General features: G+C 38.7%; 23 protein-coding genes and 1 pseudogene. 15 read left to right on the top strand and 9 right to left on the bottom strand.

Annotated features, from left to right (window positions below; genetic code table 11):
* Positions 1-14: 14 nt before the first annotated feature.
* From O3611_RS04905 to O3611_RS04870, 8 genes and pseudogenes are all read right to left on the bottom strand, one after another.
* Positions 15-377 (bottom strand): Imm51 family immunity protein, encoded by a 363-nt coding sequence (locus tag O3611_RS04905; protein ID WP_371607984.1) that lies wholly within the window; start codon positions 375-377, stop codon positions 15-17.
* Between the two features lie 61 nt (positions 378-438).
* Positions 439-777 (bottom strand): hypothetical protein, encoded by a 339-nt coding sequence (locus O3611_RS04900; protein ID WP_371607983.1) that lies wholly within the window; start codon positions 775-777, stop codon positions 439-441.
* 12 nt (positions 778-789) lie between these two features.
* Positions 790-1,215, bottom strand: coding sequence for an SMI1/KNR4 family protein (locus O3611_RS04895; protein ID WP_371607982.1), 426 nt, complete (start codon positions 1,213-1,215; stop codon positions 790-792).
* 18 nt (positions 1,216-1,233) lie between these two features.
* Complete coding sequence (locus tag O3611_RS04890; protein WP_153224807.1) at positions 1,234-1,569, bottom strand: hypothetical protein; 336 nt, start codon at positions 1,567-1,569, stop codon at positions 1,234-1,236.
* A 36-nt stretch (positions 1,570-1,605) separates the two neighbouring features.
* A complete protein-coding gene (locus tag O3611_RS04885; RefSeq protein WP_371607981.1) occupies positions 1,606-2,304 on the bottom strand; it encodes a 3-oxoacyl-ACP reductase in 699 nt (232 codons plus the stop codon).
* Entirely contained in the window at positions 2,297-2,533 is a 237-nt protein-coding gene (locus tag O3611_RS04880; protein ID WP_033584053.1) for a DUF2829 domain-containing protein, read from the bottom strand. The genes O3611_RS04885 and O3611_RS04880 overlap by 8 nt, the downstream gene beginning before the upstream one ends.
* 96 nt (positions 2,534-2,629) lie before the next feature.
* Positions 2,630-3,774: pseudogene (locus O3611_RS04875) on the bottom strand (tyrosine-type recombinase/integrase).
* A gap of 652 nt (positions 3,775-4,426) precedes the next feature.
* Positions 4,427-5,140: a helix-turn-helix domain-containing protein gene (locus O3611_RS04870; RefSeq protein ID WP_315638896.1), complete on the bottom strand. Its 714-nt coding sequence runs from the start codon at positions 5,138-5,140 to the stop codon at positions 4,427-4,429.
* Between the two features lie 152 nt (positions 5,141-5,292).
* Between O3611_RS04870 and O3611_RS04865 the strand changes: the two genes are divergently transcribed.
* From O3611_RS04865 to O3611_RS04795, 15 genes are all read left to right on the top strand, one after another.
* Complete coding sequence (locus O3611_RS04865; RefSeq protein WP_000090006.1) at positions 5,293-5,523, top strand: helix-turn-helix domain-containing protein; 231 nt, start codon at positions 5,293-5,295, stop codon at positions 5,521-5,523.
* A 15-nt stretch (positions 5,524-5,538) separates the two neighbouring features.
* Complete coding sequence (locus O3611_RS04860; RefSeq protein ID WP_315638895.1) at positions 5,539-6,165, top strand: Rha family transcriptional regulator; 627 nt, start codon at positions 5,539-5,541, stop codon at positions 6,163-6,165.
* Between the two features lie 374 nt (positions 6,166-6,539).
* Complete coding sequence (locus tag O3611_RS04855) at positions 6,540-6,992, top strand: hypothetical protein (protein WP_315638894.1); 453 nt, start codon at positions 6,540-6,542, stop codon at positions 6,990-6,992.
* Positions 6,989-7,219 (top strand): hypothetical protein, encoded by a 231-nt coding sequence (locus tag O3611_RS04850; RefSeq protein WP_248034458.1) that lies wholly within the window; start codon positions 6,989-6,991, stop codon positions 7,217-7,219. Before O3611_RS04855 ends, O3611_RS04850 begins: the two co-directional genes overlap by 4 nt.
* Positions 7,200-7,541, top strand: coding sequence for a DNA-binding protein (locus O3611_RS04845; protein ID WP_248034457.1), 342 nt, complete (start codon positions 7,200-7,202; stop codon positions 7,539-7,541). The genes O3611_RS04850 and O3611_RS04845 overlap by 20 nt, the downstream gene beginning before the upstream one ends.
* A complete protein-coding gene (locus tag O3611_RS04840) occupies positions 7,534-7,809 on the top strand; it encodes an XRE family transcriptional regulator (RefSeq protein ID WP_248034534.1) in 276 nt (91 codons plus the stop codon). The genes O3611_RS04845 and O3611_RS04840 overlap by 8 nt, the downstream gene beginning before the upstream one ends.
* Complete coding sequence (locus O3611_RS04835) at positions 7,802-7,948, top strand: hypothetical protein (protein ID WP_371607980.1); 147 nt, start codon at positions 7,802-7,804, stop codon at positions 7,946-7,948. Before O3611_RS04840 ends, O3611_RS04835 begins: the two co-directional genes overlap by 8 nt.
* A gap of 1 nt (position 7,949) precedes the next feature.
* Positions 7,950-8,810: a primase alpha helix C-terminal domain-containing protein gene (locus O3611_RS04830; protein WP_248034456.1), complete on the top strand. Its 861-nt coding sequence runs from the start codon at positions 7,950-7,952 to the stop codon at positions 8,808-8,810.
* A gap of 79 nt (positions 8,811-8,889) precedes the next feature.
* Complete coding sequence (locus tag O3611_RS04825) at positions 8,890-10,332, top strand: phage/plasmid primase, P4 family (RefSeq protein WP_248034533.1); 1,443 nt, start codon at positions 8,890-8,892, stop codon at positions 10,330-10,332.
* 295 nt (positions 10,333-10,627) lie between these two features.
* Entirely contained in the window at positions 10,628-11,161 is a 534-nt protein-coding gene (locus tag O3611_RS04820) for a hypothetical protein (RefSeq protein ID WP_248034455.1), read from the top strand.
* A gap of 102 nt (positions 11,162-11,263) precedes the next feature.
* Positions 11,264-11,767 carry a hypothetical protein gene (locus tag O3611_RS04815; protein ID WP_371608047.1) on the top strand — a complete coding sequence of 168 codons (504 nt, stop codon included), beginning with the start codon at positions 11,264-11,266 and terminating at the stop codon, positions 11,765-11,767.
* Positions 11,768-12,088: 321 nt separating this feature from the next.
* A complete protein-coding gene (locus O3611_RS04810; RefSeq protein ID WP_248034454.1) occupies positions 12,089-12,508 on the top strand; it encodes a DUF1492 domain-containing protein in 420 nt (139 codons plus the stop codon).
* A gap of 236 nt (positions 12,509-12,744) precedes the next feature.
* Positions 12,745-12,924, top strand: coding sequence for a type II toxin-antitoxin system HicA family toxin (locus tag O3611_RS04805; protein ID WP_001132280.1), 180 nt, complete (start codon positions 12,745-12,747; stop codon positions 12,922-12,924).
* A 43-nt stretch (positions 12,925-12,967) separates the two neighbouring features.
* On the top strand, positions 12,968-13,420 hold the full coding sequence (locus tag O3611_RS04800) for a type II toxin-antitoxin system HicB family antitoxin (protein ID WP_261050117.1): 453 nt from the start codon (positions 12,968-12,970) through the stop codon (positions 13,418-13,420).
* Positions 13,421-13,536: 116 nt separating this feature from the next.
* On the top strand, positions 13,537-13,746 hold the full coding sequence (locus tag O3611_RS04795; RefSeq protein WP_315638885.1) for a BOW99_gp33 family protein: 210 nt from the start codon (positions 13,537-13,539) through the stop codon (positions 13,744-13,746).
* Between the two features lie 568 nt (positions 13,747-14,314).
* Here O3611_RS04795 and O3611_RS04790 read toward each other — a convergent pair.
* Entirely contained in the window at positions 14,315-15,241 is a 927-nt protein-coding gene (locus O3611_RS04790; RefSeq protein ID WP_371607979.1) for an aldo/keto reductase family oxidoreductase, read from the bottom strand.
* Positions 15,242-15,254: the final 13 nt, after the last annotated feature.

The following is a 15,254-nucleotide window of genomic DNA, read 5'->3' as shown; positions in this document are numbered from 1 at the left end:
GAGATTTTAGTCAACTAATCCAACTCTGCTCTACTGAACAAGTCTTTCATAGCTTCGATATCATCGCAAAATTCTTTAAATTCTAAAGAGAATTTAGCCAAGGCGTCCACCTTGGAAGAATAGGCACAAAACATACTTCCTTCAGGATCAAAGTCGATAGCATCGCTTAATTCAGGCATTTTTTCCTCCAAAAATACCAAAGCTAGCGATTCCCAATCGTAGCCATTTCCTTCGTCTTCTCGAGTATCAAACACTTCCTGTCTGTATTCTCCATCAGGGTAATAAATGAGTGACCCTCGAACATTTTTAGGATCCTCATCATATACAAGCAGGCTAAAAGGGGCAATTTTTTCATTTATGTTTTCGTAATCTATCATTTCTTAACTCCTTATTGTATTTGTTAATTATCAATGAAACTGCATAAATCTAGTATGCTTACTAGCTTTCAAAGTTCATAAAGCAATCATGCTGATTATAATAATTCAAAGCTTCGACCAAGTCTTGGAGACTTGCATCTGGTTTTTCTTCAAGTGCGACTGCAAGAACGTCAATCAACTGCTCTCCATAGTAGACTAGCTGGAGATCTTGCTCCGATGCATCAGCTGGGTAGACATCACGGTCTTCTATGACATCCGGATAATCTGATACCCAATAGAGCCTATCTAGTGCTAGCTCTCCATCCTCCTTGCCATAGAGGCAAAAATCATCTGATACCAACTTGTCCATGCGTACCTGCTCGATGATCTGCTCTAGTGAAAGTTCTTGGTATTTTCGCATCTCTTCTCCTTTTTAGTCTTGTTCTTCAACAAAAGAATTCAAAAATTCTTCAAAAGACGGCCATTGACCATACACCTCAGCTGTTTCTTCTAGAACATAGAAATACACCTTGCCAAAGTCCTCTTCCCTTAGTGAAAGAGCATAATTGCCAGATCCAGGATCATAGGCAAAATGGAGAAGATCTGCGCCCTTAAATCCCTCAGGCACAGCCTCATCGTCAAACCATGTAAGAGACTTCCTCATCTCATCAAGTGAATTAAAGGAATTGAAAGGAAATAAATGACGGTCATCGTGAACACCCCTTACTTGGGGCTGACCACCGTTATACTTGAGATAAAAGCCCAACATAGTTTTTGGCAATTTCTTCCCAAGAATCTCCTCAAATTGTAAAAAATCTTCTTTTGAAATCGGTGAATCTGCATCTATCACTCTAAACATGATTTCTCCCTCCCAGTTTTACAACTCTTCCTCTAAACTCTTATCAATAAAGTCATAGACGTTTGCAGCAATTTTTTGCATTTCTAAGGAGCCTAAAGCACCCAAGTCATTTTCATAAATGCAATCGTCAGCATTTTTCTTGATAAAGTAGGCCAAATCTCCTTCCTGTCCAATCATAAAATAATCTGGCTCTACTTCCTCAATCTGATAAGTTTCATTACGCTCCTCTAGATCCTCCTTGGCATACAAACAGATACCTGTATCTCCAATTTCATAGGTGTCAATCTCTTTCCAGTCCGATAAAAACTGATAGTAGAGATTGGGCAAGACAAATCCAAACTCATCTCTTTTCATAGCTTACCTCCACATATTTATAGAATAGCAACTATGCTACTTCAAGCTCCAACCACCATCAATAGTCAGAATCTGTCCCTGCATAGCACTCGCTTTTCCGCTTGCTAAAAAGAGGCTGACTTCAGCTATTTCACTTGGCTCAATCCAGCGTTTGATAGGTGTTTCACTGGCTACCCAGTCTGCCAGACCACCTGGTTCAAAGTCGGCAGCGGTCATACCTGTCTTAACTGCACCAGGAGCAATGCCAAAGACCTGAATCCCAGCTTCAGCATAGTCTAAAGCCAACTGCTTGGTAAAGCCTGCCAAGGCATGTTTGGACGAGGTATAGGCGTGACCACCCCCGCCTGCTAGACTTGAAGCAATGGAACACATATTGATGATGATCCCTTTTTTATTCTCTAGCATTTGCGTAAGATAATGTCGCGTCAGCTCTACTGGTGTCACATAGTTGATTTCAAAAATTTCTTGGATTTCCTGAGCAGATTGTTCTAGTAAAGGTTTGTAGTCATCCAAAACTCCAGCTGTATTGCAGAGAACATCCACCTGAGGGCACCAGTCAAAAATTGGTTCTAAGTCAAGTGTTAAATCACGTTGTAGAAAGCAAAAGTCACCTTGTAAGGCAGGCTTTTCACCCTGATCTACTCCAAAAACCTGATAACCTTTTTCTAAAAAGAGTCGAGCTTGAGCCAGACCAATCCCTGAACTAACGCCCGTAACTAAGACACGTTTAGTCATGGACTTCAACCCAATCCGTCGCTAGGATATCACATGGTGTCGGACTCCACATGGAAAAACCTTCCCCTTCTCCAGATACGTTGATGAGGAAATAGGGTGTCACTTCAAGAGCGACGCCATTTTGTTCAATGGTATCAAAGAGCTGGACATAATTTTCAGCTCCACCCCAGCCAGTACGTACATATTTCTTTTTCGCCTTTAGTCCAGGCAAGATTTCTTCGAATGTCATGTTTTTCTCCTTTTTTGTCTATAAACGTTGATTTAATAGGCTTTTTAGTCAGCCTATGAGTTTTAAAAATATAAATTTGTTCACCTTTTTGTGGACTTACAAGCTATTCATGGCTTTTTCAAAATATGAAACCGCCTCTTTTTCTTTATCTGCAGATAGGTGGCTGTATATATCCATGGTCATAGCTAAAGTAGCATGACCTAAACGGTATTGTAATTCTTTATAGCTGATACCAGCATTTAGCAATAAACTAGCGTGAGTATGGCGGAAAGCGTGGAAAGTAAAGCGAGGAATAGAAATCTCGGCACACCGTCGATCTAAAGCCTCTTGTCTGGTTGCCAGGTTCTGGTACTCTCTCGTAGGTGTTGCAAACACCACAGACGAAGCACGCGCCCCAGACTGCAAATATAATTGGCGTTGCCTATTCTTGTATAGACGTAGCAGTTGACTGTTTTCTTGTCTATGCTGATTGTCCTAACTCCTGCTTTGCTTTTTGGTGTACCTATTAGCTTTAAAAATCTATTGTAGTTCTTGCTTATGCTGACGGTTCCATTCTCTAAGTCAATATCAGACCATTCCAGGGCTACTACTTCTCCGAAACGGCACCCAGTAGCAAGTAAGACACTATACAGAACAAAATCAAGATAATAACTGTATTTCTTAAACGCTAGTTTTTCCATGTGGAGCAACAGAGCCTTTAAATCGTCTGAAGCTATGAACTTGATTGCTGTATTCTCACGTTTAGGCTGTTTAGGAAGAATAATGTCTCTAGCTGGATTAAATGGCAAGAGCTGGAGAGATACCCCATACTGTAAGACACGCCTATTTATTGAATGAACCACTGCATAATGGACTATCTGAGTAGATAAATCGTTGATAAAGCTTTGTATATAGCTAACAGATAACTTGGCCAGTCTCAGACTACCAAAGACAGGTATAAGGTGATTATAGAGCATTTGCTTAGTTGCTACAAAAGTCTGAGGCTTTACTGTTAGCTGATAACTATCTAGCCATAGATCAGCTAACTCCTGATAATTCTTTACAGGTACTACTTTTGTCACAGTACAACCGTTCGATATAAAATCATCTTGCGCGTGCTTTGCTTTCTGCTTGACCTCTTTCCTTGTCCTACCCGTTACACTTGTTTTAACTTTCTTTCCTGTTACCTGGTCAATTCCTAGATATACATTAGTACGATAGACTTTACTACCGTCTTTTTTTATAACTTCAGTTATTTTCATGATGATAAACCTTTCTAAAATACATCAGCAGGCAAGCTATTATTAAAAAGGTTTTAGATTGTGGTTTAAATCATGCTAGGGCTTCACAGATTGCCCCACATTCGATTTTAAAGAGTCAGGCGGTAAATAATACCAGAGTAGGAAATAAGGCGGATATGGGGCTATTATGGGCTTGTTTATAGTAAACAGGCCTGTATTTAAAGTTTTTTCAAAATCTGAGTTTATCTTTTGGGTTTTGTTGACATCAACAAAATTGGCAACCACGGTTTTTCCGGAGTCTTCACAGGCTATTTTGCTTTGTCTATAACTTGGTTAAAGTTACGCCACTCCATATATTCTAGAATGGTTTGTAATTCTCTGGCGTACCAAGATTTTACTCCGTAAAATTGGTAGATATAGAGCTTATACGGGTAAATGTTGGAAAAAAGTCGGATTTTCAAGAATACTGGAAAAAAACAATTTTCTTCATTTTCTGAGTCCCTAAAAAGCGATGGGGTAAACAATTCCAAACCCGTTTCTATTAGTTCTTAATAGTTGGAAAACTAACATTTCTAACACCCTAAAAAGTGGCAAGGTTTAGACAAGGTCAGCGGACTTGCTGAAGTACGAGAAAGTACGTGCTTCAGGATTGTTGGATATTGTGGCGCGTGGGTTAGTCTATACCCCAAAGTAACGCAAAATCATCTAGATTTTCTTTATCTTTCTCAGCTTCTTGAAGAGCTAAAGACTTAATTTCTTCAAATAGATTTTCAAACTTTTTATATAATTTGTTGTAATATTCTTGGTTGAATTCCTTATCTTCAAAAACTATGTAGAATTCACTACTTGTTTTTTGAAATACAATATCTAGCCAGAATAGGATATTACTTGTCTTTAGCGCAAGGGCATTTAAAACTTCATAGTTGTCTTTGGGATTGTATTCATTTAATGATTCAGTGATAGTAGTGAGAAACTCTTCAGGACTGATTGGGAAATTTTTACTCTTTGCTAGTTCAATTATTTCCTTGTCCCTTTTCTCTCTCTCTTTTACTTTCTGAAAAATTTTATCTTTTGAAACATTTTTTACGAGGTATTTTTCTTCGTCTAATTGTTTATCTAACATATATAAAAATTCTTTGTAAACATCTTTGTCAGAAAAGCGAGGGTCAAGATCAGATTTTTTCACTCCCAAATAATCAGCAAGTTTTTGAAGATTGCCAGATGTTGGCATTGATCTACCTTTTACATAACCAGTTATTGTACTTTTAGGAATTTCTAAAGCATTATGCAGGTCTATCTGTCTGATACCTTTTTCTTTCATAACACGGTTAAGATTATTAGAGAAATATTCTCTATTCTTTAAATCCTGAGGGCTATTTTTTGCCATTGTTAAAAACTCCCTTACTTTAATTCTACAACCTGATTATAACACAAAAAAGACAAAGTACGAAAAAAATAAAATTTTTCAACAACAGCGTTGACAAAGTACGAAAAAAATAGTACCATGATTTTATCAATCTTGAAAGGAGCTATAAGAATATGGCACAATGGACGCTAAGAGCGTGTCGAGTAAATGCAGGTTTTACTTTGCGCCAAGTGGCTAAGAAGGTCAACAAGAATTTTCAGACTATCTCAAAGTACGAAAAAGATAGTACGCTAATCCCTTTTGAGCTACTTAAAGAGTTATCGGAATTGTATCAGGTAAAACTGGACGATATTTTTTTAGGAGATAGTACGAAAAAAATAGAACTAAATCAAAAGGAAATCTAAGAAAGGAGTGAACCAATGGAACTAGTCTACATGGACGGCAAGAAAGAACCGTATACACTGAGTAGTATCGTAGCAGAGTGTGCAGAAGTTAAGCACAGACATTTGAAGATTTTGCTGAATAAGCATCGAGAGGACTTTGAGAGCTTCGGAAAGGTGCAATTTAAAATTTCACCTTCAGAGAGTGGGCAAAATGTACGGGACTATATTTTGAATGAGCAACAAGCAACCTTGCTGATCACTTACTTACGAAATACAGAACCTGTAAAAGAGTTTAAGAAGAACCTAGTCAAAGCTTTCTTTGAAATGCGTGATGAACTTTCTAAGTTCCGTATGCAGAGGGCGCTAGAAAAGCCAAAAAGAAAAACCTTGCATGACAGTATTGAGAACTGGGAACAAGCACCCAAGCACGCGCATAGCACCATGAACAACCTGATACTGAAGGCAGTGACCGACAGGAACGCTAAGCAGTTAAGGGAAGAACGTGGGGGCTATAATGGCATCGATAGCTTGACCAGTGACGAGCTAGAGCAATACCAGGCATTTGAGGATATGGTAATAGCCATGATTTGCTTGAATATGAGTTATCAGGAAATTAAGTCCCTGGTATTCAGAAATAAAAAACCACGCACTAAATGCGCGTGATTGTAACAAAAAAGGCTTACCGAGACCAATCAGCAAAGCCTTTCACACTAACACTAAAACGAATTTAACAAAGCAGGCAAGCTATTATCAAAGAGGTTTTAGTAAAGATTTATAACTAGATTATAGCATATCTAGGACATTTTGACCATACGGAGAGAGCCAACTCTTAAAACTGGTACTTTCTCACGCTTTCAAATATTGGCGACTCTGAGCGTGAGGCTATGAATTACAAGAAACAATGTATAAGAAACAACCATTAAAAATCCCCGCGCTCAAATTTTGGTCGAGGAGAGTGTGAGGAAATCATGTATAGTAAACGACAATTAAAAGGCCATCAGGGCAATTACACAAACATAGAAAAAGGAGTAAACACCATGACAGAAACAACATACGAGAATTTAACTAGACGTATAGACAGAATTAGCGCAGAGATGCGAGAAATTGGCGAAAAAAATGGGCTTAATAGACTTTCGTTATTGGCAAGTCAGACAAAATCCATCAAAGAAAATTTACACCGCTTACTTTGGATTGAACTTTCTGAATTGAATGAAAGTCATAAAATCGAAGCTGTTTCTAAAAGCACTACTGGAATGTTTTTCCACCCTGGTATTTTTGAAATGGACGCTATGCGACTAGCTTTCTTTAAACGCCAAGCCAAGCACTTTTTTGACAACGAAGCAGAGCAACAGGCGTATATAGAGCATGCTGAAAAGGAGTATTTAGAGGCTACTATAACCTTAAAAGATATTCTTTTTAATTCTAAAAATGCTAATCGGAAAGTAAGTAAAGATCATCTTATAGAGCAGTTTGAGGAGGCGATGAAATGAACGAACTAGATTTAACCAACACACAGGCAATTATCTTTCTTGTGGTACTTATTGGTTTACTACTCTATCTAAACCACCGAGACCGGCAAAAAAGCGCCCAAATTGAGCGAGAAAACAAACAGACGATAGAAACACCTAGCGAGGATTTAAACCCTGATTATGGCCGTTATATCCAGCTTGCAGGGGTCAACTATGGGGAGGAATTGAATGAGTCTGACAGAGAATGACAAGCGAGTATTAAGACTAATCAAAGTGGGGGCTGAAAACTCCATCACAGGGGCAGAAATCAGCTTAATCACCAAGCTGGCAGAAAGAACTGTACAGGACATTATCAGTCGCCTAATCACGCGCTACGGTGTTCCTATCATCGGGGTACGTCACGGAGCTTTCAGAGGCTACTTTATCCCAGCTAACAAAGAGGAGCTACTGGACGGAGCAAAGGCATTCTATAACCAGGTACAGGAAGAACAGAAACGCCTAACAGTCCTTTTAAATGCTGATTTAGAGAGTTACAAGCAACTACTGAAGGGAGCGGATGAATATGTTTAGTTTAAGCAAAGAAAGTGAAAACGAGTTAGCTCATGGCGTTTTAAACCTTGTAGAAAAATACCTGGATGCGCGTGCTATACTCAAACTACGGTTGACAGGGTTAATCTCAGCTCAGGAAGCCATGGACGAGTTAGATATAAAGTACAAGACACTCCAAAAGTGGGAAGATGCTGGGCTAAGACGATACCAGCCCCCACTAGAAGATACTAGGAAAATCTATTATAGAATTTCTGACATCTGGAAGTTTCTGGGGGTAGAAAATGGGTAGATACATGACAGAACCAGCTTATGAGGGTATGAAGTTAGCCCAGGAAGATAAAACCAAGGACAGACTCCCAAAGTTGAAGCAACTCAAAGAACGGAAACAACTGAAGAAACTGAAGAAAAAACGCAAAAAGGGGCGATAGTATGACAATTTATGAGGCTAAAGGCTTTCAGAGTAATCTTGTCTATCCATTTGATAAGATTGAGCCGTTCCAGTACATTGAACGCTTTAAGCCTTTGGTAGTCCCTGAAGGGGCAAACATTGAAGAATTTAAACGTACACAAGCGCCTTACTGTATCAGTGGGAAAGTGACACCAGAAAAGAATGGCAGTTACAAGCGAAACAACTCCAGTCTAATCTATCGGGATTTGATTTTTCTTGATTATGACGATATACAGGGCACGTCTGAGGACTTCATAGAAGCCGTTTCTAGCGCCTTGTTTGGCTACTCCTATATTTTATACCCCACTATCAAACATTGTTTAGAAAAGCCCCGTTTTCGCCTTGTGGTGAAGCCTGACAACGTGATGAATGAGGCAACCTATAAGCAGGTAGTCAAGGAGATAGCGGACAAGATAGGGATATCCTTTGACATGGCCAGTCTGACCTGGTCACAACTCCAAGGGCTACCAGTAACAACAGGAGAACCATCAGAATATCAGAAAATTGTCGAGCACGGCCTAGATTATCCAGTCCCCAAGGTTGAACCAAGAGCGAAGCAAGAAACTACTGGAAAATTCACACCCAGAACGAGTGGCCAGAGATCAATGACCATGAGAATCATTGACACGCTTTTCAACGGATTTGGAGACGAGGGAGGGCGTAACGTGGCACTTACACGATTTGTAGGCTTACTCTTTAATAAGTGGGTTGATTGTGATCTAGAAACCGCCTACGAACTTACAAAGATAGCCAATAGCGTGACGGCTGAACCTTTACCAATCGAGGAACTAGATCGTACATTCAGTAGCATAGCACGGGCAGAATACAGAAAGAGAGGGTAGAACCATAGAACTAGAAGAATTAGAAAACCTAAAAAGTGAAATCTTGGAGGTGAGAGAACAAGAACAGCCTTCTAGAACGATGAAGGAATTAGAAAATCGTATCTTTAAAGCTGGTGAAGAATGGCGGGCAGAACATACCGAAACAAAGGTAAACGAGTCCACAGGGGACGTTACTGAAAAGGTTGCTATGCCCCAAACATTCACAGTAGCTAAAATACTGAGCGAGATTGTCACGTTTACTTTTATCAGCAAGAGCAACATAGCTGATTATAGCCTACTCTATATCTATGATTTAGATGAAGGTATCTATACCGCTAGTAATGATCTTTTCAATCTTTTGTGTAAGACTTTTGACGTGAGAATTAAACCCAGAGAGTGGCCTCAGATTAAGTTAATGGTTAGAACACTGACAAAGATACAAAAGCCTTTAGAAAGTGCTGACCTTATCCCTGTAAAAAATGGAATTATTAACCTAAAAACAAAGGAACTACTCCCTTTTAGTCCTAAGTATGTAATTACAAGTAAGATAAGCACGGCTTACCACGCGCCCACACATGTTCCAAGAGATAGAGAAGGTAAAACCTTTGATGATTGGTTAAACTCAATCGCCTGTAATGACAGTGAACTGGTAACACTATTTTGGCAGATTATACTTGAAGCTATTAACCCTAACCATACCCTAAATAAGTTTGCTATCTTCTACGGGGACGGTAACAATGGTAAGGGAACATTTCAGCGCTTCCTTATCAATCTGATAGGAGAAAGCAATATATCAGCCTTAAAACCTGCACAGTTTGCTGAAAAGCATAACCTAGAAACCCTGGTAGGCAAAGTTTGTAATATTGGGGATGAAGCACCTAACGAATACTTAAAAAATCCGTCGGATTTAATGAGTATCACTAGTGGCGACACCGTTCTAGTCAATCCAAAAGGTCGGCCAGCTTTTGAAGCTACTTTTAAGCTATTCAACATCTTTTCAGGCAACTATATCCCCAATGGTGGGAACAAGACAAAAGGCTGGTATCGTAGAATTATGATCGTACCTTTCAATGCGGACTTTAATGGGGAAAAGGAAAAACCTTGGATAAAAAACGAGTTTTTAGCAAACAAGGAAGTCCTAGAGTATGCCCTATACAAAGCTATCAATCAAGAGCCATTTACTCACTTTATCGAACCTAAATCAGTCAAAGACCTGCTAGAAGAATACCAAGAGGATAATGACTACTTACTTTCATGGGTTAAGCATGAATACATGGAAAGAGGTTGGCATGAGCTGGACGTGGTACCCGTTTTTATACTGACCAGATCACTGAAACATTATGCTGAAGATATGGGCATACCCAAGCCCAATGTTTACGGGGCAGGAAAAGATACTATCAGACACCTACAACAGTTAACACCTAATAAGTATCAACTTAAAAAAGCTCGTGTTAGGATTGAAGATTTTGACAAACTGGATCCGTTGGAGTTTGAGAGACCTAAATTGGGTCGAGTAAATCACGCTATAACTAAAAAAGAATAATGTTGACCTTCTCATAACGCTCTAAACCATTGATATGACTGGGTTTTTACGAAATTTGTTGACCTTCTTGTTGACCTTGTTACCTTCTTTTTAACTCTCTATATAGGAAAAAATAGTATTTATATATATAAGGGCAAGGACTTCAAAAGAAGGTCAACATGGTAACAAAGTGACCTAAACCCTTGTGGCAGTAAGGGTGAACTATGTTACCTAGAAGGTCAACAAAATACCAAAGAAGGTCAACAGATTGCAAAAATTACATAATTTACCTTAAAATAAGAGAGGAAAAAACAACATGACATTAAAAACATTTTCAGACAAAGCAAAAACATTCACTTTCACTTACTATTTTTGTGATCAGGCGACCGCTCAAGTAGCAGGTCACGCGCTACTGGGATACATGACTGGGACATATTGCCAGCCTGTAATCTCATTGACCTACAAGGATAAAGGCACGCTTGTTGCTGAGTATGTGGAAGATCACAAGCTAAACAAGACTTTCAAGCGTATTTGTGACAGCTTTAAAGACTACCACAAACAACCAGGAGAGGCTGCAGCGTTTGAAGAATGTTACAAACGGGAGCGCGTGCTTCAACTCAAAGAGTCAGAGGATTTTGAGAGTTTGCTCAATAAGGTTACAGACTACGAGCTAGAACTATTAGACTATGCTGATCGCTTGCTTTCTGATGAGCCTATCCCTATGGACTCTATGACCGCTTTTGGTACGTTGGAAATGCTGGGCGATGAAAGTATTAGCCTACTCCAAAAGCTGGACGTAGAAGGCGAATATAAAGGTCTTGCTGATTATGTGGCAGAGACAGAAAGCTAGAACTATCAAGAGAGGCGCTAGCCTCTTTTTGTGGTTTCATTGCTACTGAACCCAATCGATTTGGGTTTTTCTATATAAAGGTATTTTGAACGAATGGAAATTATAAAATCAATAACCATAGAAACGTTTATAAAGCCAATGAAAGGCAAGAATATTAGTTATGGAATAGCTGAGTTGGACGGTAGAAAACTAGAAATAGACCTAGATAATCTGTATATCACCTTTGATCGTGATCATTTTGATTTAGCAAGCATACCAGGAACTAAGGGAGGAAATCGCTACTTCTTTCTCTGTCCTATTTGTGGTAATCGATGCAGAAAACTCTATAAGAGATTTTTGCTATATGGTTGTGGATCATGCCAGAAAATACACAAATCAACACTGAACCGAAGTAAGACAGATTGCCAATACTATTGGGAGCTTGCGCTGAGGGAAGCTAGAAAGGTAGAACCAGTTTGGAGTCCCAAACGTGGCGGATATATGTTCGATGGTTTTCCTGAAAGACCAAAATATATGAAACGTGACAAGTATTATAAGCATTATCAAAAGTTTGTGAACTACACCAAGAAAGGAGATAGTTTTTGGCTGAATGGATTGAGATTGTGAGACAATATGAAGTAGTTTTTTGGAACATTTTCAAAAAAATCAAAATAAAGATCACAGTTACAACAGTTCAATTACAAGATACTAAACATGTATGAATACGAGACAGGAGGCAGAGCTACCCCCTTTATTTTTAGACGGGGGTATATTTTGCTAAAGTACAAGAACGCCGCCCTCGTTTGTGCAGAAAATTCCTTTTTTGAAATGTTTTTGAAGTTGGTAGCATGTGGTTTTACTAAGTGTTTAGCTTGATTTTTTGATCGATAAAGCTACTACTCAATTATCCCTTTTCCAACCACAAAAAAAGTATAAAGGAGTCCCAGCGTGAACGTTGAACAGATTGAGAAAAAGCTGAAGAATTGTAAAAAGTCAGATATGATCATTAAAAAATTGCAATTAAAGCTAGACAGTTTAAACCATGGACTATTAGCTGGATCTAACCAAACTGACATAAGAGTAACAACCAGCAAAACAAATACTACTGAAAATAAGCTACTTGAAACCTTGCAACTAAAAGACGAGGTAATAGAGCAGCTCAACGCTATTGTGAATGAGCGTATAGAAGTCATAGATTTAATAGACCAGTTAGATGAAATTGAGGAATGGTTAGTATTGACAATGTTATATGTGAATAACCTCCCTTTGGCTCAGGTTTGTAAGGAGTTGAAGATAAGCAAGGTTAACGTATATAGAATTAGAAAGCAAGCTTTAGAAAACTTGGCCAGAGTGAAAAATACTGTTTAGATTAAACCTTACTACAAGAATTAGAAGCATGTGAGTAGGCAAATGTAGGCATAGGCTCCATATTTACCTGCTATTTTGATTTATTTTCGTACTGGACAACTAAAAACACCATGTATAAACTACAAGCCCTTAGAAACGAATCTGGGGGCTTTTGCTATTTGAGAGATAACAAGTATTATCCCTTTACAATACGTGTAGTACGTGTTATAATAATACTGTCAGGAGGTAAAAGCGCTATGCCTATGACACAAAAAGAGATGGTCAAACTCCTTACGGCTCATGGTTGGATAAAAACCAAAGGCGGTAAAGGCTCCCATGTTAAAATGGAGAAGGAAGGGGAAAGACCTATCACAGTCCCTCATGGTGAACTGAATAAGTACACTGAAAGAGGGATAAGAAAGCAAGCAGGACTGTAATAAAGGCAGTCCCCCTGCTTGTCTTTGATTTTGGAGGTAAACTATGCTTGTCACTTATCCAGCTTTATTTTATTATGACGATACAGACGGAGCTAACGCCCCTTACTTTGTAACTTTCCCAGATTTTGAACATTCAGCAACTCAAGGGGAGGATATGGCAGACGCTATGGCAATGGCCAGCGATTGGCTCGGTATTAACCTAGCTGATTATATCGAGAATGGGCGAGAAATTCCTACCCCTACTCCTATTAACGCTTTATCTTTGGCTTCTAACAACCCTTTCCAGGATGATGAGGACATAGATCTAGTCTATGATCCTAGTAAATCTTTTATCTCTATGGTTATGGTTGACGTTGCAGAATATCTAGGCAGTCAAGAACCTGTTAAAAAAACCCTAACCATTCCACGTTGGGCGGATACATTAGGGCGTGACCTAGGCTTAAACTTCTCACAGACCCTAACAGACGCTATTGCTGATAAAAAAATCCATGCTTAATAATTAACTATGATATAATTGACTTATAAACAGGGCTTTTCCATCTCCCCTTGAAACAGTTCATTCTGCAGTAGGAGGTGGGACGGTTCTGTTTTTACCATAAAGGAGTATTTAACATGGCAAAAGTTAAAGAAAAATGGAATCCAACAATAACCCATATTGTCCCTAAAGGTACTAAACTAGCAGACGGTACAATATTAGACAAAGAAACCACCTTAACACAAGAAGAATTTGCTAAAAATCCCCCTGTTATTCCAGCAGGACACCCTGTTTATAATATTTTAGCTGGCATTATCAGAGAGAAGATAGAAAAAGGAGAGTTATAACATAAAGACACAGTATATTTCCACTTGATATTCGCGTAAAACAGTATTGTAAAAGGCAACAAAATTAGCAACCACGCGATTTTAGGTATCTTATCTTTTCGATAGATAAATAACCAATGCGCGTGATAAACATGTTATAATATTTTCACAGCTTGAGGCTTGCATAGTCTACCCAAAAAGGGAGAGTAAGACCGAGAGGTCACACACTCCCTTTTTGGGTATAATAAACCTATCAGATAAGCAAAAACAACTAAAAAAGCGTAGCTGGTGACTACGCTAGTTCTTGCCTGCTGAACTCGTAAATTATTGACCTATTTTAGGTCTTTTTTTACTCCCCTTTTTGTGGACTTTGGGAGAATATTAAAGGTCATTTGTGACTATGTTTTTTCAAAAAGTCCACAAAAATAAAGCCTATAAACTCCTATTTGAAGCCATTCCTAGACGCTTTTCAGAATTTCTTCAAATGTCATGTTTTTCTCCTTTGTTATCTATAAATCTTAATTTAATTATAACAAAAAACCGTTTTCCAACGGCTTTTTGACTGTGATTTCTTAAAATGCATTTTTTCCTAAGGCAAATCATTCCCTGCTGCTAGGTAAATCTCATACCATTCTTTTCGAGTTAGAGTCAGGTTACTTGCTTGACTGGCTTCTAGCAAATGTTTAGGGTTAGTTGTCCCTACCACCGCTTGCATCTTAGCTGGATAGCGTAACACCCAAGCGATAGCAATAGCTGATGGGCTTACACCATATTTTTGCGCAAGACGGTTTAAAACTTGATTCAAAGCTTGAAACTGCTCATTACCAACAAAATTGCCCTTAAAATAGCCAAACTGCAAGACTGACCAGGCCTGAATAACCATGTCGTTTAATTTGCAGTATTCAAAGACGCTTCCATCACGCACAGCTGCCTTGTTGCCTTCCATATTGACATGAAATCCTGATTCAAAACCAGGTGTGAAAGCTGCACTTAATTGTAATTGATTGATAGATAGAGGTTGTTTGACTTCTTTCTTCAGCAATTCCATCATCATAGGATTTTGGTTGGACACACCGAAGTCTCGAACTTTGCCTGATGTATGTAGAATGTCAAAGGCTTCCGCCACTTGATCAGATTCCATCAAAGCATCTGGTCGATGAAGAAGCAAGCTATCTAAATAATCAACCTGCAATCTTTCTAAAATCTCATCAACTGATTGTAATATATACTCTTTTGAAAAATCAAAATAGGTAAATTCTTCTATGCGAATGCCACATTTGGACTGAATCCACATCTTTTCTCTTAAATCTGGACGATTTTTTAGGACAAGACCTAACAGTTCTTCACAACGACCACGACCGTATATATCTGCCAAGTCAAAGGCATTGATTCCAACAGAAAGTGCTGTTTCTACAAGCTCTTCAACTTCTTTGACAGACTTATCTTTTATTCTCATCATTCCGAGAACAATTTCTGATAATTCTTTGTCATCTTGACCAAATGGAATGTATTTCATGGCAATTTCCTCC

Origin of the sequence: Streptococcus sp. 27098_8_91, assembly GCF_041432385.1 — a bacterium.
Taxonomy (GTDB): Bacteria; Bacillota; Bacilli; order Lactobacillales; family Streptococcaceae; genus Streptococcus.
The sequence above is the reverse complement of the archived record's forward strand: the minus strand, read 5'-3'. Positions and strand labels throughout refer to the sequence as shown.